The following is a 17541-nucleotide window of genomic DNA, read 5'->3' as shown; positions in this document are numbered from 1 at the left end:
GCATCCAACAACGACTCAAGGGCCTGACCCCGATGCAATATCGGAATCAGACCCTAGGACCCCTCACAGCCTAGAATTAAACCAGTCCAACTTTCGGGGGCCAGTTCAATCATGCGGAGGGGAACGGTTCTGGGGCAGCCCTTTTAGTGTGGCCTCTAGTGACCCTCAAAACGACGGCGGAAATTCTCTTCCATCCGGGAGCTCATGCCGTCACGGTTCAATTGCGGCCCAGCTTTTTGATTTCGCGTGGGAGCAACATCCGCAGCAGGGCCACGCAAGCTCCAAACGCCACCAATGAACATCACGACAAAGCCAACGATGCTCAGCGCGATGAACCACAGACTTTCTGATGCCAGCGCAACACCAGAAATAAGCAGCACCAGACCGAGCACGATAAGTGCCAGCGAGCGCATCGTCAGACGAAAACCAGAACCAGTCCCCTGCCCAGCGGATGGGGAAGCAACCGACGCCCCGAATTTCGGGTCGTCAGCCATCAGCGACTCCTCGATCTCGCGGAGCAACTTCTGTTCTTGCTCAGATAAAGCCACTTTCACTCCCAGCCTGGTTCTATCGCCATCTTCTCTGAACTATCAACGCTCAATGACAGTGAATTGTTCCCGCCATCATACCGTCAAAATCCAGCAGCCAAATAGCTTCAACAGACTATGCAGCGCTGAGCGTATCCTGCCCGCCCGACACCTCCAGGAAAAACTGCTCCGCAAAATCAATCAAACGCTCAACTTCCCGTTTGCTGGGCCGCAACTCGATCCCGGATGCGACACGACCACGCAAACGCGAAAAGCCGCTGAAGGTGTCCGCCCAATGAGCACCACGGGCACCAGTGAGAGAAAGCTTCTCCCAGGCACTCGATGGCAAACGCTTCCGCTTTGCCACCGCCGCGGATTGCGAAATTGAAGCACCTGCGGTGCGCAGTGCCGACCGGTAAGCACTTTCCAAAGCCAGATCAGCATCCCCCGCCTGAAACTGCTCTTGCGCATCCTCAAGCAAGACACGCGCCGACCCAATGAACTCCTCATGCTGCGATGATGTGGGCACCGCCCCGTACACAGCACCTGTCGTTGCCGAGATCACGCTTGCCATGTTTCGTCCCCTCCCCAAAGGGCTCGTGGTTGTTTTCTGTTTCACTTACTGGCTTTGAGCGTAGAAACCACCCTGGACACAACCCTTCAAAATTCGAACACTTGTTCGTACCTTCGTTCGAACGGAAAACTTACGCTCACTCGACCCGGAGAAATGCCCACGCGCTGTCACTGCACGTGGTTCGATAGAGGCCGTGTCCGTGACTATCCGCAAGCTCTCCCCGCATGAGTTCTCTGCCATGGCCCCAGAACTGGTGGACCTATATATCAAGGCCATGCGGTACCCACTGACGATCCGCGATGGCCGGGTCGCAGTATGGCGCAAAGACGCAATGGAGCAAGACTTCGCAGCAGTCGGCGCATTCAACAACGACTCACTCATCGGAATTGCGTACGGTTTTCGCGGCAACCCGCGGCGGTGGTGGGACCAGCAGTTACGCCGGGGCTTAGTGCATAGCCACGCAATGACACCAGAGATGATCAGTCTCCTAGGCAACTACTTCGAGCTGGCAGAAATCCATGTCTCTCCCCACATCCAAAGCCGCGGGATCGGGCGAGCTTTGCTCGAGCAGCTCTTTACAGAAGTGCCGCAGCCCTATGTTCTGCTTTCAACGCCTGAAGTACCGCGAGAAAACAACGCCGCTTTCGGCCTTTACCGCTCGATCGGCTTTAGGGATGTACTCCGTAGTTTCTACTACGACGGGGACGCACGCCCCTTCGCTATTCTCGGCCGGAGTCTGCCTCTGTAGAGTGAGTTCTAATTGTGTTCCCCACTGCTGCTAGAAGGAGCATTCACTCTTGAGCGAGCGCACATACGACCTTTCCATTGCTGACGTACCGTCCACTGTGGAAAAAGAGCTGCAGGAATTCATCGACGATAATGCGGCGCGAATCAATGACATCGGTGCGCCGGTAGCTGAGGCAGTTGGGCATCTCCGTGATTTTGTTCTCGGTGGCGGAAAGCGAATTCGGCCAACCTATGGCTGGGTCGGCTTCACGGCTGCTTCAGGTGCCGCGAATGCTGCCGAAAACACTGAAGATCCGCACGCAGTCCTCCGCGCTGTAAGTGCTCTTGAGCTGATCCAGGCATGTGCGCTCGTGCATGACGACATCATCGATGCTTCTGATACCCGGCGCGGCCGGCCGACGGTTCATCGCGCAATTGCTGCACATCACGCAGAGCACGGCTGGCGGGGAGATGCTGACACCTATGGCCAGAATGTCGCCATTCTGATCGGCGATCTTGCGCTGGCATGGGCAGATGACATGTGGCGCTATTCCGGCGTGAGCGATGCTGCACTGCTGCGCGCCGCCGAACCGTGGCGTGGTATGCGCTCCGAGGTTATTGCCGGGCAGATCTTGGACATCACGCTCGAGGCGTCGGGAAGCGAAAGCGTGGAGATGGCTGGCGCGGTCAACCGCTACAAAACCGCTGCTTACACGGCCGAGCGTCCGCTCCATCTGGGTGCCGCGTTGGCCGGTGCGAGCGAGAAGACCATCGAAGCACTACGCGGTTATGGCCGCGATATCGGTATCGCGTACCAGCTACGCGACGACCTGCTGGGGGTCTTCGGCGACCCAGCTATCACGGGCAAGCCGGCAGGCGATGATCTCCGCGAAGGCAAGCGCACGGTGCTCTACGCCGTTGCTCTCCAAGCCGCGGATGAAAATGATCCGGAGGCAGCGGAAAAGCTGCGCTCAGGAATTGGCACCGCCACTGATCCAGCGGAAATCGCTGAGCTCAGCCACATCATTGAGGTAAGTGGCGCCGTGGAGGATGCAGAGGCCCGGATTGAGCGTCTGACGCAGTCGGGTTTGAAGCACTTGGAAAACGCAGACATCACCGACGAGGCTGTTGAAACACTCACCGCGTTGGCGATCAAGTCCACGGCTCGTCGTAAATAAAGTGCCTTTAAGCTCCATGTCACGCAAACTTTCACCTCAAACCGCGCTTTGTCTCGGCACCGCCGGCGCGGCATTGATGTTCCTTGGTTCTTTCGGCGCGGGTGCCACTCGTAACCGCGGCGGGGTACTCGACTATTTCGGGCTTTCTTTCCTTTCATACGGGCACGCCCGCGGGCTTCTCGACGTCGCGTTGACCCTCGGGCTTTTCCTTTTAGTCCTCGGTTGGATCACTGCCGGCTGGCACATCTTGTCGCAGCATTCCGCAGTGAAGAATCGGTTTGAGTTCGCGCGGGCCTCGTTGTGGTCCGCCACTGCCCCGCTGCTTTTGGCCGCACCACTCATGTCGCGTGACGTGTATTCATATCTGATGCAGGGCGCCATGGTGCGAGACGGATTTGATCCGTATTCCGAAGGTGCCGCGATCAACCCTGGTCCCTACCTGCTCGAGGTGTCGCATGACTGGCGGAACACCACGACGCCGTACGGTCCGCTGCACCTGTGGATTGGCAATGGTGTGACCACTGCTGTCGGTGACAATGTGATGGCCGGCATCATCATCTACAAATTCATCTCGCTCGCTGGCTTCGCGGCAATCGCCTGGGCGATCCCCCGCATCGCACGTCGCTTGGGCGGCGATCCTGCCCTTGCCTTGTGGCTCGGCGTGGGCAACCCCGTGATGCTCATTCACATGGTCGGGGGGATGCACAACGAGTCCGTGATGGTCGGTCTGGTCAGCCTTGGCCTCGTGGCATGTTTGTCGCGCCGTTTCTTGCTGGGCACTGCTCTCGTGGGCATCGCAGTGTCGTTGAAGGCTACCGCAGCCGTCACGCTGCCGTTCATCGTGTGGTTGGTCGTCCACCACTACGCACCGGAGAAAGCTCAGCTGCCTAAGCGCGTGGGCGTTCTCCTGCTTGGTGGCCTTTCGGTTGTGGCTGTGTCCGTCGCGGTCGTTGCTGGCGTGACGGTGGCGTCAGGCACATCCTGGGGTTGGTTGACGCAGATTTCCGGCAATTCGAAGGTGGTCAATCCCCTTTCCGGGGCGACCCTTGCGGCTGATGCAATCACGCCGTTCCTTCAGCTCTTTGATGAGGAATTCCCGTACAACACCGTGCTGGATGCGACCCGCACGGCCGGTTCGATTCTCATGCTGCTGGGCCTTGTCGCCGTGTGGTGGATCTTCCGACAATCGGAACGCCGCGCGGTGATGGGCATGGCGCTGGCGTACATGGTGGCGTTCCTCTTCAATGCGGTCACCTTGCCGTGGTACTTCGCCTCGTCTATTTCCGTTGCTGGAACATTCACGCCACGCCGTTGGCTGACCCGTCTGATCATCGGGGCATCAGTCGTTGTCGCACTCGCATTCAGCGGTAGCGGCAACCACCGTTTCTACGATGGATTCTGGATGTTGCTTGTGCTCATCATCGCGTGGTTCACCACTGCGTATGTTCTGCCGCGCTCGTCCACGAGTCCTGTCGTGGCTCGCGAGCCGGAAGGCACAAGGTCAACTAAACCACCGAGAGCCTGGCATCTAGAGAGATTCCAGGTACTTAGAACGCCATTGCTTGGGCGCGACGGATGACCTCACGTGCGCCATGGCCGTGCAGGGCATCGATCGGGCGGCCTGGCAGGCTCTCGTCCTCGGTGAAGAGATACGCCAAGATCTCATCCTGGTTAAAACCACCGTCGAGCATTACGGTGATCGCCCCAGCAATGAACTTGGAAAGCTCATTGCCATTTTCCAACATCAATTCGGGGATGTATTTCTTGCCGGCTTTTTTATAAGAGACGAGCTTGCCCGCGTTGACATAATCATGGACCTTGGTCACTGGAACGTCGATACGCTCTGCTACCTCGGGGAAACTCAGTAGCGTCTCGCCAGCGAGCAGGGCGTCGAGGTCGTGGTTATTGGGGTCATGCTCAGAAAAACTCACGCCAACTACTCTACGCACCACACACCCACTACCGTTTGCAGCCCGCGTTGCACCATACTGGGGTGCATGACCCACCTTGTATCCGGCGATGAACTTGAAGGCAGGTACGTCGTTGACCGCCCAATTGCCCGTGGCGGCATGTCCACGGTGTACCGCTGCCTGGATACACGGTTGGGACGCGAAGTCGCAGCCAAAGTCATGGACGGCCGGTATGTGAATGATCAGGTCTTCCTTGAGCGCTTCTCCCGTGAAGCCCGTGCGATGGCGCAGCTGAGCCATCCGAATTTGGTCAATGTTTATGATTTCTCCGCTGCTGGTGAGGATGTTTTTCTCATCATGGAGCTCATCACCGGTGGAACATTGCGGGAGCTTTTGGCCGAACGCGGCCCAATGCCGCCTCATGCAGCTACCGCAGTCATGCGGGCTGTCCTCACTGGCCTTGATGTCGCGCACCGCCGTGGTCTCGTGCACCGCGATATCAAGCCGGACAATGTGCTCATCAATGGTGATAGCACGGTGAAACTCGCTGATTTCGGGCTTGTTCGCGCTGCCAGCGAGTCCCGCCATTCCACTGACCAGATCGTGGGCACCGTCGCTTATCTCTCCCCAGAGCAGGTCGACGGAACCGAGATCACCCAAGCATCAGACGTGTATTCCGCAGGCATCGTCCTCTTTGAACTCCTCACCGGCACCGTCCCCTTCGATGGGGATAGTTCCCTGGCTCACGCGATGGCACGGCTGCGGCTGGACGTACCGGCACCGTCGTCACGCATGCGTGGCATCCCAATGCTTTTCGACGAGCTCGTTGCCACCGCCACCGCCCGCGACCCCCGCGAGCGATTCGCGGATGCCGGTGAATTCCTCGATGCCCTCGACGATGTCGCTGCTGAGCTGAGCTTGCCAGAATTCACTGTGCCAGTTCCAACGCAATCGGCGGCAAACCGTGTTGCTGCGATCCCGACCAGCATCACAAAGGTGGCAGAACCTGAACCCGCACCGGAAACTGCTTATGATCCGGCACCAGCCCCTGATGTGCCGCCACTCGCTCCCCCGGCTTATGCGCAGCCGGCTCCCGCATTTCCTGCCGTGCAGCCCCAAGGATTCCACGAGCCGTATGAGCCGCATGTTCCCCCGCTCGAGCGGGTGGAAGCACCCGTCGAGAGGCAGGAGCCTGAAATCCCTCCGGCAGAGACGAACCGCTCCCGAATCGCGACCGCTGTTGTTTTGCTCATCATGACAGCAGCCACCGCAGCTATCGCTGTCGGTGGCTGGTGGTTTGGCTCCGGATCCTACGGGGAGATCCCACAGATCATCCGGATGCCTGAAGCTCCGTACACCGGGTATTAGCCCGACGTACGAAACGAAGCATTAGTTGCGCAGCATCTCCGCAACCAGGAAAGCGAGCTCCAATGCCTGCTGGGTGTTCAGGCGCGGATCACATGCGGACTCGTAGCGGCCCGGCAGATCAATATCCGTGATGTCCTGTGCACCGCCGAGGCACTCGGTGACGTGCTCACCAGTCAGCTCGATGTGAATACCGCCCGGGTGGGTACCCAAGTGACGGTGCACCTCGAAGAAGCCCTGAACCTCATCAATGATCTTGTCAAAGTGGCGGGTCTTGTAACCATTCGATGCGGTGAACGTGTTGCCGTGCATCGGATCCGACTGCCAGATCACCTTGTGGCCGGAACGCTCAACAGCATCAACGATGCCCGGGAGAACATCGCGGACCTTGTCGTGGCCCATACGCGCAACCATGGTCAGGCGCCCCGGAACACGGTTCGGGTCCAGCTTCTCCGCGTAAGCAACAGCCTCTTCCGGTGTCACGGACGGGCCGAGCTTCAGACCGATCGGGTTATCAATCAGCGCGGCGAAGTTGACGTGGAAGTCCTCCATGCCACGGGTGCGCTCACCGATCCACAGCTGGTGTGCGGACAGGTCGTAGAGCTTGGTCTCGCCATTCTCGTCCTCGGCGAGACGGAGCATTGCACGCTCGTAATCAACGAGCAGGGCCTCGTGGGAAGCGTAAATATCAGAGGTGCGCAGCTCACGGTCGTTGACACCACAGGCATCCATGAAGTGCAACGAACGAGAAATCTCGCGCGACAGTGCCTCATAGCGCGCACCAGCAGCGGAATTAGCCACGAACTCGCGGTTCCATGCCTCAACGCGGTACAGGTCAGCCGTACCAGAACTGGTCAGTGCACGAACAAGGTTCATTGCTGCCGACGAGTTCGCGTACGCACGGATCATACGAGCCGGGTCATGGCGTCGGGATTCCTCAGTCGGCTCCACACCATTGACAATGTCGCCACGGTAATTCGGCAGACCGTTGCCATCCAAATCGGAGGAGCGCGGCTTCGCGTACTGGCCAGCAATGCGCGCCAGCTTCACCACTGGGGTGGACGCGCCGTAAGTGAGCACCACTGCCATCTGCAGCAGAGTCTTAATATTGGCACGAATGTGCGGCTCCGTGTTGGACTCGAAAGTCTCAGCGCAATCGCCACCCTGCAGCAGAAAAGCCTTGCCATTGGCAACATCAGCCAGCTGGCTTTTCAGCTTATGAATCTCAGGTGCAACGACGACCGGCGGGACCGATTCAAGAATTTTGCGTACATATAGAGACGCGTTTTCATCCCACTTCGGCTGCTGCTTCGCATCACGGTTGACGACGTCCATAAACGCCTCATTGATGTCACCGGGAAGCGGCGGCAGATCTGGCAATACTTCTTTAGGGATGTCTACTGTCCAACTCACCCCTTTACTTTTAGCACGTTAGCCAAGGAATTTGTGTTGGATGGTAGAAATGCGCAGAGCTAGTCCGCCTTCGCGGTGGCGTGACCGCGACGATCGAGTGGCAAGGCCCGGGAGCAAATCTTGAATTTAAGAAGATTATGCCGTGCATCGACTAGCGCATCGTGGTTGCCTTTGGGCGCTGGCGGCAACGTCGGCCGCCCCGCCATGTCCCAGTACTGGCGCAATTCGCGCGTGTAGCGCGGCATCTCTTTCGGCAACTTGGCCATGTCGCCCCACAGCTGTGCGAGGACCACATGGTCATAGGCACCGACCCACGCCCACAGTTCCGGTTTCGAGTCTGTCGCGGTGAGGAATGCAAAGACCTCTTCCCGGATCTTTCGCTTCGGCTTCCACTCGGAGCGCTGCGGATTAGGGAGCTTTTCCAGGACATTTTCACGCACCCACGGGTTCGCGCGAGATGCGTCAAAATCGGTGGACACGGCGTAATACTCGCGTCCATCTTCGGCGACGATGCCGATTGAGATCAGCTCAATCGTCGTGCCGTCCTCGATGAATTCGGTGTCGTAGAAGTACCTCACTGCATGCTCTGCCAGTCAGGCTCCGTGCCCTCCGGGTAGCCGTTGCCCGCTTCAAGCGACTTCTTCACATCAGCGGCGTACGCATCGACGTAGTCGTAGCCCGTCAGCTCAACGAGCTGCTGCGTGAAGAAGTCGGTGAATGGGCGCCACACAGCTGAATCATTCGGGTCATAGCCGTTGTCACGAGCCCACTGATGCGGGTCAACCGGCTTGCCGATCTTCACGCGCACCTTCTTCGGCCGCGGAATCCACGAACCGATCGGGTTCGCTTCACGCGTACCGATCATGCCGACAGGAATGCACGGCACACCAGATTCCATCGCGATGCGCGCCATGCCAGTCTTGCCTTTATAAATACGACCGTCCGGTGAACGAGTTCCCTCCGGATAGATGCAGAACAGGTCGCCATTATCAAAGACTTCTTGTGTGACTTTGAGCAGGTTCGCACCCGCGTCCTTCGACTCACGGTCAATGGGAACCTGCCCCACCGCCGTCATGAAGAATTTCTGCACCGCACCAGAAAAACCAGGGGAGGTGAAGTATTCCTTCTTCGCCGGGTGGACCAGCTGACGCGGACATACGAGCGGGAAATAGAACGAGTCCATCACCGCTTGGTGGTTGGACACCATGAGAGCCGGGGTGCCCTCAGGCGGAATATGGTCCAACCCTTCCGTTTCGGGGCGGTTCCAGATCCGCAGCCAGGGCCCGATCAGGATGTACTTGAAAAACTTGTACCACTTGTTGTTCATGTGTCCTCTACATCAGGTGTCGAGCCAAATCAGCAACGCCAATCATACCTGCCTGCGCGCCGAGCTCAGCCGTTTCCAGTCGCGGCGTGGGACGAAATCCCGCACCAACGACCCCAGCTTCCATTCCTTCGCGCGCAGCATCGATGAACAAGTCCGCGTCCCGGCTCACTCCCCCACCGAGCACGATCAGCTCAGGGTCCAGCACATCGCACACAATGGAAAGACCCTGGCCAAGCCATTGAGCGAAATGCTTCATCGTGGCAATTCCAAGCTCATCGCCCTTGCGCGCCGCAGCCACAACATCAGTACCAGAAGCACGCTTATCGACGACCCGTCGGTACAGCCCGCAGTCCCTAAAACCACCGCGCTCCGCGATTTCTACCGCGGTGTCGACCAGTGCTGTGCCCGATGCGTAGCGCTCCAAACAGCCGCGCTTCCCACACGAGCATGCACGCCCACCAGGAACGACGGTCAAGTGACCGAATTCCGGCGCAGTACCGAATGAGCCACGGTAGATCTCGCCGTGGTGCATCAGAGTCGCACCAATACCGGTTCCTACTGCGAAAAGCACCCAAGTCTCCGCATCCTTCGCCGCACCGAAGCGGTATTCGCCCCATGCTGCGGAATTCGCATCGTGTTCAAGCCGTACAGGCAGGCCAAGCGCATCCTGCAAGACATCTCGGACTGGTTCATTGTCCTTCCACGGAAGGTGCGGGGCGAAACGCACAACTTCACATGCCGGATCGAGGAATCCAGCGATGGCCAGGCCAACGGCATCCACCTCGTGGTGGCTACGAAGCTGACCCACCAAGTCGACGATGGCGCGAGTCAAGCCTTCTTCGTCTTCTGGTGTCCGTGTTGCCACGGTATCCACTACAACGCCGTCAGCATCTACTACTCCCGCCCGAGTATTCGTTCCACCGATATCGAACCCGATGGTCAACGGGGAGGTGCTTTCGTGCGTAGGCATGGCTCAATATTCTAGCCCCGCACCGAAAAGAACCGAATCCCGGCTAGTACCCGCCAGTGCGCATGGTGAGCGAGCTACGGACCCTACAGGGTTTCTACAAGGCGGTCACCGAGCCTCGACCAGGAGAACTTATCGGTAACCAGCCGTCGTCCAGCCGCCCCCATGCCGTCTCGTCGTTGCGGGTCTGCCAAAAGCTCAATCACCGCGTCCGCGACCTCGTCGACGTTTCTTCCTTCAACGACGAGACCGGTATCTGCCGCTACGGTTTCTGGCGCCCCACCGGAGTTGCCCGCGATGACGGGCACACCGCAGGCTTGTGCTTCGAGGTAAACAATGCCCAGGCCTTCGACATCCAACCCACCTGCTCGCGTACGCGCTGGCATAGCCATGATGTCCGCAGCCGCTACAAAATCCCGCATCTCCTCGCGAGGAATACGGCCCAAAAACCTCACCGCAGTTTCAACCTGATGATGCGTAGTCATTTTCTTCAGCCGTTGCTCATAGCTTCCTTCACCGATGACGGCGAGGCGAGCATCCGGAAACGCACTCTGCACCCGCGGCCACGCACGAATGAGCGTGTCTTGCCCTTTGCGCGGTACAAGACGCGACGCCACGACCACCAATGGTTCTTCGCCCAGCCCATAGCGGTCACGCGTCAATGTTCTCTGCGCTGAAGAAGCAGGCCGGAAATAATCGGTGTCCACGCCCGAAGGCAGATGAACGTACTCGGGGTGCGAACCGAACGCTGTGCGGAAGCGGTTCAGCGTGTAGTCCGAAATGAATGTGACCACATCAGAGGCATTACCGATTCGCCGCAAAATCTGGCGCGCTCCCGGCAGCATCGACCAACCGACCTCATGCCCATGGGTCGTGGACACGATCCGTGTTGCTCCTGCCTTACGCGCGGCTGGCGCCATCGCGGCCAAAGGAGCTGCCGCACCAAACCAGACCGTGCTGATCTGATGGTGTGCAATCAATTCCCCCATCCGACGCACCGTGGCCGGAGTTGGGAGCATCACGCGCGCGGGCCAACGGTGCACGGCGTAGGGCAACGTGTCGTCGAAAAGCGCTGCCTCTTTCGCATCCTGTGTGGACGCAAAAACCACGAGCGAATCCGCTCCCCGCCTGTCCACGAGTTCAGCAGTGAAATCACGCAAATACGACTGAATCCCGCCAACCGTGGGCGGGAAATCATTCGTGACAAGCAGAGTGGTCATGCGCGCTTAGTAGCGGACCGCTCCTTGCACCGGCATAGAATTCAGCGGCACGACCTGAACAGGAATGCCGTAATCAGATGCGTGAACAACCTGACCATTGCCCACATACATGCCAACGTGGGTAACGCCCGGGTAATAACCAATGATGTCGCCCGGCTGCAGCTCCGACATCGAGACCGGAGTACCACCAGCGAGCTGTGCCTGCGAGGTACGTGGAATCGACTTACCGTTCTGCGCGTAGGCCCAGAACATCAGACCAGAGCAGTCGAACTGGCTCGGGCCGGCAGCGCCCCAACCGTACGGAGAACCGATCTTCGACAGTGCGGCACCGGCAACGCCATCAGCGCTTGCCGACGGCGGCACGTTCAGCGCCACCGGACCGTTTTTCGCCTCCCAACGAGTGCGCTCCTCTGGCGTGAACGCATTGACACGGTTCTCAACTTCCTTGACCTGATCTTCAAGCTCACGACGCTCACGATCGAGCTTCTTGCGCTTCGCTTCCAGTTCAACCTGACGGTAATTGGCAACTGCAACAGCGATATTCGCATCAGTTGCGCGCTGTGCGGCCTTGCGGTTCAGTTCCTGCGACTCGCCCAAGGTGCGCTGCGCGGAGCGCGACAGCGACCCCAAGTAGGCAGCGCGGTCAATGGCTTCTTGTGGGTTGGCCGACTCAAGCGCATTCACATTCGCGTCATTAGACAGGTTTCGATACTGCGCACGTGCGTGACTATCCACCTCGCCCTGAGCACCAGACTGAGCATTCGCGGCCTTGCGTGCATCATCCTGCGCGACCTTCGCCGTCTTCTTCAGGGAAGCGACCTCGCGCTCGCCCTTCTTGATCTCGTCCTCGATCTCCTTGACCTCTTCGACCTTCGCGGTCGCCTTGTCAGAGATATCACTCATCTGCTTGATCAGATCATCAATCTCATCGGCCTGGGCCGGAACGGCACTCCCAGCGAAAACCATCAACGCAGCGACGCCCGCGACCGAACCAGCCTTGAAGGAAGCAATACGAGATGGAGCACGATGCTTGGCCACTATGAAACCTCTTTCAGAGAACAACACACAAACGCCCTCGAAGGAGCGCGGGGAGTTGAAGAAGATGGATTACAAACTTGTAACAAAACTAATCGCTCTAAGATCGCTGGTCAAACACACTAAAGCAACCAAAAGAACGCAGTTACACGCAAGTGAATGGTGTGAAGAGAGCGACCAAAGAAAAACGGCCACACCCCGTCCACAATGACAGGATGCGACCGATCACAAGCTAGCGCTTGATCGCCTCTGAGATTAGAAGCGGACAGCCGAGTGAATCGGCATGTAGTTCAGCGGACGGTAGCCCACCGGGGTACCAGAGTTTAGAGCATCGATGATCTGACCATTGCCAGCGTAGATACCAACGTGGGATGCGCCGCCGTAGTAGACAACGATGTCGCCCGGCTGCAGGTCGGAGATAGCGACGTTACGGCCAGCGGAAGCCTGTGCACCAGAGGTACGCGGGATCTGCTTACCAGCCTGAGCGTAAACCCAGGAGGTGAAGCCGGAGCAGTCGAAAGCGTTCGGGCCAGCAGCGCCGTAGACGTACGGGGAGCCGATCTTGGACTTAGCGATGGACACAATGCGCTCACCCTGGGTGCGCTTCGGCTGCGGAGCCGGAGCTGCCTTCTTAGCAGTGGCCTTGTACTGCGCCGGAGCCGGAGCAGCGGCGTACTTCTTCTCAACGCCCTTGATCCACTCGTTGAAACCCGGAACGTTGTTGATGCCCGGAACATTCTTCACGGTTGCGATAGCTGCGCGGACGTCAGCGTTCTTGTCAGCCTTGCCCTTCAGGGAAGGAATCCACTGATCGATACCCGGGACGTTAGCAATACCCGGAACGTTCTCGATGCCCGGAACCTCAGCGGTGATGCCGCTGTTCGGAACGGTCACCTGAGCGGCATTAGCGGTAGCGGGCGCAAACAGGGCTGCGCCGGCGACGATGGCAGAGGCAGTAGCGATGCTTCGCTTAGCGGTCGCGGTCTGACGGCGGTGCTTAGCCATTGACAATCTCCAATATCTTCCAGTGACGCCTACCGGGTTAGCTGTCGGGTTTGGTGCGGGAATTCACCTAGAGGAGCTCCAGCGCCTTTCACAGCGCCCCTTGCCCTCATTCACCCCAGGAACGTTTATGGTTCCCCGGCTTCCATCCACTCATTTCTTTTCCAGAATGGAATTCGGCTAGTTGTTCAGATGTCTTATCGCTTGAGCCTCTTGGCTTCAAGGTCTCAAGTAGGTTACGAAACGGAAACGGATCTTGTCTAACGACGCGCCCGTTATTATTTCGTAATTTTTGACTATGTATGACTACAGCCACTTTAGAAGTCTCAACACAAAGTTGAACAATCGACTAGCCCGCCTTGCGAAACGCACACTCATCAGGGAAAACGTGGCTAAAAAGAAGGCCTATGCAAACAAGACTTAAAGCCAATAAATAGCTAAGAATCTTTGTGTGATCCTCATCACACCGTTATCAAAACGCTATAAAACAAGGAAGCCCCCTCTCCTCCTCGCTTGATTGCGATGTTGGAGAGGGGGCTTATTTAAGCCGTGGAGGCTAACTACTTGCGCTTGCGCTCGATTGCGCCTGCATCACGATCGGAAGCGTCCTTCTCAGCCTCGAGGGCACGGAGGGTCTCAATTTCCTCGTGGTGGTTAGCGCGCTTGATCTCATTGCGCTTAGCGGTGATCGCAGGATCATCCGGCGAGAAGATGCCAGAGGTCTCCGAGTCAGCGTAGCCGAGCTCGTTGAGCTGCTTCGGCACGCGAGCACCTGCGTACTCCAGCGGGATCTGGTGACCATGCTCGTCGACCGGGCCAAGCGGCTGGTGGACACCAACGAAGGCACCGTTCGGGAGCTTCTGGATGATGCCGGTGACCAGACCGTGCTCCAGCACCTCGCGGTCGCTGCGCTGCAGACCAACGCAGATGCGGTAGGTGGTGAAGTATGCGATCGGAGGCAGAACGATCAGACCGATACGACCGATCCAGGTCATTGCGTTCAGCGAGATCTGGAAGTGGTACGCGAAAAGGTCGTTACCGCCAGACAGCGTCAGCAGCAGGAAGAAAACCAGAGCCATGACACCGATACCGGTACGAACCGGAACGTCGCGCGGGCGCTGCAACAGGTTGTGGTGTGCATCGTCGCCGGTGACCTTCTTCTCAATGAACGGGTAGGTCAGCAGCAGGACGACCATGATGCCTGCCATGAGCGCGACCCAGAAGACGCCCGGGATGGTGTAGTTGCCCAAGTAGAGCTCCCATGCCGGCATGACACGAGCAGCACCGTCAGTCCACAGCATGTAGATATCCGGCTGGGAACCAGCAGAGACCTGCGACGGGTTGTACGGGCCAATATTCCAAATTGCGTTAATGGTGGTGACACCAGCCATCAGCGCGAGGATGCCGAAGACCAGCATGCCGAAGCCAATAGCCTTGACAGCGAAGACCGGCATGATTCGGATACCCACGACGTTGTTCTCAGAACGACCCGGTCCAGGGAACTGGGTGTGCTTCTGGAACCAGACGAGCAGCAGGTGTGCTGCGATCAGCGCGAGGATGATGCCCGGCAGGATCAGCACGTGGAGGATGTAGAAACGATCCAGCATCAGATCCGACGGGAAGTCGCCGCCGAACATTGCCCAGTGCAGCCATGTACCGATGATCGGCAGGCCGACGATGATGGCGGACATGATTCGGAGACCAACACCGGAGAGCAGGTCGTCCGGCAGGGAGTAACCCATGAAGCCTTCAGCCATGCCCAGCAGGATCAGGGTGACACCGATGATCCAGTTGGCCTCACGCGGGCGACGGAATGCACCCGTGAAGAAGATGCGCAGCATGTGGGCGAACATCGCCATCATGAACATCAGGGCGGCCCAGTGGTGCATCTGGCGGACAAAGAGACCGCCACGGACCTCAAAGGAGATGTCCAGTGCCGTTGCGTATGCGCGGGACATTTCGACACCGTTGAGCGGCAGGTATCCGCCGTCGTAGATCACCTTGGTGATCGACGGGTCGAAGAACAGCGCCAGGTAAACACCGGTCAGCAGCAGGATGATGAAGCTGTACAGCGCCATCTCACCCAGCATGAACGACCAGTGGGTCGGGAAGACCTTATTCAGCTGCGGGCGGAGAACACCCGCGATTGTGAACCGCGAGTCAACATTATCCGCGGCTTGTTCCAGTTTCGTGCTCATTATGACTTACGCTCCCAGAATGCCGGGCCGACGGGCTCAATGAAGTCCCCGCGGGCGATGAGGTAACCATCTTCGTCAATTTCGATAGGCAGCTGCGGCAGTGCGCGGGCTGCTGGGCCGAAGACCGGCTTACCGTGCTCCAGAGCATCGAACTGCGACTGGTGGCACGGGCACAGGATGCGGTTGGTCTGTGCCTCGTAGAGAGAGGTCGGGCAACCGATGTGCGTGCAGATCTTGGAGTACGCGTAGTAATCGCCGTAGTGGAAGTCCTCCTGGCCCTCACGCTCGATGACCTTCTCGGCATCGGAGGAGCGCAGGCGGATCAGCATGACAGCGTTACGCGGACCGTGGATGGAGTGCATGTGGTTTTCGTACACATCGCGCTCCGCGTCGTACTTATCGCCATCGTTGACGTCTTCCTCGAGAAGCGGGAAGACAGTCTCCATGGACGCTGCATCGAGATCCTCCGGGCGCATACGCACCAGGCGGGAAACGCCGGCGGTGCTGTAGTGCTTACCCGCATCGGTGTCGTGCAGCTCAGCGATAGCAGAGGTATCGCGACCCAGGTAGAGCTTCTTGCCCTCGCGAGCAAGCGACCAACCCTGAGTCCACAGAGTGCCATCGCCGTTGTAGTTCATCTGGTGACGAACGCGCCACGGGTTCTTGATGATGCCACCCAGCGGGGCGATGATGACCAGACCAGCCATCAGACCTGCGCCACCAAGCAGACCCTTCATGACATTGCGGCGACCAAGGGTGGAGGTCTGCCATGCATCGTTCAGCAGTGCAGTCGTCGTGCGACGATCCAGCTCCGAAGAACGGCCATCGTGACGGCGCTGAACAGCGACCTCTTCCGGAATGAACTTCTTGACGTACTGGACGATTGCAACACCCAGTGCGACGAGAGAAAGACCAGAGGTCAGACCAAGCAGCGGGGTGTAGAAGCTGAACGTAAGCAGGCCTTCCTCACCGTGGAAGCGAGCTTCCCACGGCCAGAACAGGTACACACCCAAAAAGGCAAGACCCGCGATGATCGAGATAGCGAGCCAAATATTGATGCCAGTCTCAGCACGCTTTTCAGCCGGATCATTTTCGAGCGGGAAGCGTTCCTTGCGGTACGCCACCGTGACGTCGTCAAGCTCCGTGCCCAGTGCAGCGAGCTCAGCGTTGCTCATCTTGTCCAGCTCTTCACTGGTGTAATTCTTCTTTACTTCATTGCTCATGAGCGCGATCCAATCCACATTGCGGCTGCACCGACGAGGGTGACGCCAATGATCCACATAGCCAGACCCTCAGCAACCGGGCCGATACCGCCCAGCGACCAGCCACCCGGGCTCGGGGTCTCCTTGGAGGACTTGATGAAGGCGATGATGTCGCGCTTCTCATCTGCAGTCAGCTGACGTTCAGAGAACTTCGGCATGTTCTGCGGGCCGGTCAGCATCGCCTGGTAGATCTCCTGCTCATTAGCAGGGTCCAGAACCGGTGCGTACTTACCGGAAGACAGTGCGCCGCCACGGCCAGTGAAGTTGTGGCAGGAAGCACAGTTCAGACGGAAGAGCTCGGAGCCACGAGCAACGTCAGCGGCCTGAATGTCGCCGTCGAAGTTCTTGCCACGGAGCTCTTCCATAGCGATGGAGCCGTCCTCGTTGTAAACGAGCTCCGGGCCACCGCCGTTAGCTGCAACGTATGCGGCCATAGCCAGAGTCTGCGCCTCGGAGTAACGCGGCTTCTTACGCTCAGCCTGCGCATCGTTAGACATCATCGGCATACGACCAGAGTTCACCTGGAAGTAAACGGCACCTTCACCGGTACCGATCAGGGACGGACCGCGGTCCTTAACGCCCTGCAGGTTCGCGCCGTGGCACGTAATGCAGGCCTGTTCGTAGAGGTCTTTGCCCTCCTGGATCAGCGCTTGGTCATCGCGTTGGGCGGTGGCCACCTGCGCATCCGGAGTCAGGGCCGTTGCCAAAAGGCCGGCACCCGACAGACCGATGCCGAGCGCCAGAGCGCCAGCTGCGGTACGCCGCATCTTGCGGCGGTTCCGCGCCTTCTTTGGGGTGTTATCCATGTTGTTCCCTTAAGCGAAAATCAGTGGTTCT

18 protein-coding genes and 1 riboswitch are annotated in these 17541 nt (G+C 58.5%); of the genes, 5 read left to right on the top strand and 13 right to left on the bottom strand.

The annotated features are described in order from the left end of the window. The coding region (locus tag Q0X21_RS05265; RefSeq protein ID WP_297850746.1) for an IS3 family transposase at positions 1-74 on the top strand (74 nt) is incomplete at its 5' end. 81 nt (positions 75-155) lie between these two features. Here Q0X21_RS05265 and Q0X21_RS05260 read toward each other — a convergent pair. After that, positions 156-548: a DUF3040 domain-containing protein gene (locus Q0X21_RS05260; RefSeq protein WP_297850739.1), complete on the bottom strand. Its 393-nt coding sequence runs from the start codon at positions 546-548 to the stop codon at positions 156-158. Between the two features lie 115 nt (positions 549-663). Further along, positions 664-1101 (bottom strand): SAV_6107 family HEPN domain-containing protein, encoded by a 438-nt coding sequence (locus tag Q0X21_RS05255; RefSeq protein WP_297850737.1) that lies wholly within the window; start codon positions 1099-1101, stop codon positions 664-666. 199 nt (positions 1102-1300) lie between these two features. On the opposite strand from Q0X21_RS05255, the gene Q0X21_RS05250 reads away from it, so the two are divergent. From Q0X21_RS05250 to Q0X21_RS05240, 3 genes are read left to right on the top strand one after another with little or no spacing between them, the layout of a single operon-like run. Beyond that, the gene (locus Q0X21_RS05250; RefSeq protein ID WP_367172732.1) at positions 1301-1849 is read left to right on the top strand and encodes a GNAT family N-acetyltransferase; all 549 of its coding nucleotides are present in this window, start codon (positions 1301-1303) and stop codon (positions 1847-1849) included. A gap of 49 nt (positions 1850-1898) precedes the next feature. After that, positions 1899-3005, top strand: coding sequence for a polyprenyl synthetase family protein (locus tag Q0X21_RS05245; protein ID WP_297850733.1), 1107 nt, complete (start codon positions 1899-1901; stop codon positions 3003-3005). Between the two features lie 16 nt (positions 3006-3021). Further along, a complete protein-coding gene (locus Q0X21_RS05240) occupies positions 3022-4584 on the top strand; it encodes an alpha-(1->6)-mannopyranosyltransferase A (protein ID WP_297850731.1) in 1563 nt (520 codons plus the stop codon). Here the strand turns inward: Q0X21_RS05240 and Q0X21_RS05235 are convergent. Continuing rightward, the gene (locus Q0X21_RS05235; protein ID WP_297850729.1) at positions 4553-4936 is read right to left on the bottom strand and encodes an Rv2175c family DNA-binding protein; all 384 of its coding nucleotides are present in this window, start codon (positions 4934-4936) and stop codon (positions 4553-4555) included. The genes Q0X21_RS05240 and Q0X21_RS05235 overlap by 32 nt on opposite strands. Positions 4937-5002: 66 nt before the next feature. On the opposite strand from Q0X21_RS05235, the gene Q0X21_RS05230 reads away from it, so the two are divergent. Further along, entirely contained in the window at positions 5003-6283 is a 1281-nt protein-coding gene (locus Q0X21_RS05230) for a protein kinase domain-containing protein (protein ID WP_297850727.1), read from the top strand. A gap of 21 nt (positions 6284-6304) precedes the next feature. On the opposite strand, the gene Q0X21_RS05225 is transcribed toward Q0X21_RS05230, so the two are convergent. From Q0X21_RS05225 to Q0X21_RS05180, 10 genes are all read right to left on the bottom strand, one after another. Next, positions 6305-7693, bottom strand: a complete 1389-nt coding sequence (locus Q0X21_RS05225; protein ID WP_297850726.1) for a class II 3-deoxy-7-phosphoheptulonate synthase — start codon at positions 7691-7693, stop codon at positions 6305-6307. Between the two features lie 59 nt (positions 7694-7752). Next, positions 7753-8271, bottom strand: a complete 519-nt coding sequence (locus tag Q0X21_RS05220; protein ID WP_297850725.1) for a polyadenylate-specific 3'-exoribonuclease AS — start codon at positions 8269-8271, stop codon at positions 7753-7755. Beyond that, the gene (locus Q0X21_RS05215) at positions 8268-9020 is read right to left on the bottom strand and encodes a 1-acyl-sn-glycerol-3-phosphate acyltransferase (RefSeq protein WP_297850724.1); all 753 of its coding nucleotides are present in this window, start codon (positions 9018-9020) and stop codon (positions 8268-8270) included. The genes Q0X21_RS05220 and Q0X21_RS05215 overlap by 4 nt, the downstream gene beginning before the upstream one ends. Positions 9021-9027: 7 nt before the next feature. Further along, positions 9028-9990, bottom strand: a complete 963-nt coding sequence (locus tag Q0X21_RS05210) for an ROK family protein (protein WP_297850723.1) — start codon at positions 9988-9990, stop codon at positions 9028-9030. A gap of 83 nt (positions 9991-10073) precedes the next feature. Beyond that, on the bottom strand, positions 10074-11207 hold the full coding sequence (locus Q0X21_RS05205; RefSeq protein ID WP_297850722.1) for a glycosyltransferase family 4 protein: 1134 nt from the start codon (positions 11205-11207) through the stop codon (positions 10074-10076). A 6-nt stretch (positions 11208-11213) separates the two neighbouring features. After that, entirely contained in the window at positions 11214-12245 is a 1032-nt protein-coding gene (locus Q0X21_RS05200) for a C40 family peptidase (protein ID WP_297850721.1), read from the bottom strand. Between the two features lie 252 nt (positions 12246-12497). Further along, positions 12498-13247, bottom strand: a complete 750-nt coding sequence (locus Q0X21_RS05195; RefSeq protein ID WP_297850720.1) for a C40 family peptidase — start codon at positions 13245-13247, stop codon at positions 12498-12500. An 11-nt stretch (positions 13248-13258) separates the two neighbouring features. Then, a riboswitch (cyclic di-AMP (ydaO/yuaA leader) is annotated at positions 13259-13436 on the bottom strand. Between the two features lie 368 nt (positions 13437-13804). Then, on the bottom strand, positions 13805-15442 hold the full coding sequence (locus Q0X21_RS05190) for a cytochrome bc complex cytochrome b subunit (RefSeq protein ID WP_297850719.1): 1638 nt from the start codon (positions 15440-15442) through the stop codon (positions 13805-13807). Beyond that, the gene (locus Q0X21_RS05185; protein WP_297850717.1) at positions 15442-16665 is read right to left on the bottom strand and encodes a ubiquinol-cytochrome c reductase iron-sulfur subunit; all 1224 of its coding nucleotides are present in this window, start codon (positions 16663-16665) and stop codon (positions 15442-15444) included. The genes Q0X21_RS05190 and Q0X21_RS05185 overlap by 1 nt, the downstream gene beginning before the upstream one ends. Next, the gene (locus Q0X21_RS05180; protein ID WP_297850716.1) at positions 16662-17510 is read right to left on the bottom strand and encodes a c-type cytochrome; all 849 of its coding nucleotides are present in this window, start codon (positions 17508-17510) and stop codon (positions 16662-16664) included. The genes Q0X21_RS05185 and Q0X21_RS05180 overlap by 4 nt, the downstream gene beginning before the upstream one ends. Between the last annotated feature and the right edge of the window lie 31 nt (positions 17511-17541).

Origin of the sequence: uncultured Corynebacterium sp. (assembly GCF_947253065.1) — a bacterium.
Lineage (GTDB): Bacteria > Actinomycetota > Actinomycetes > Mycobacteriales > Mycobacteriaceae > Corynebacterium.
The sequence above is the reverse complement of the archived record's forward strand: the minus strand, read 5'-3'. Positions and strand labels throughout refer to the sequence as shown.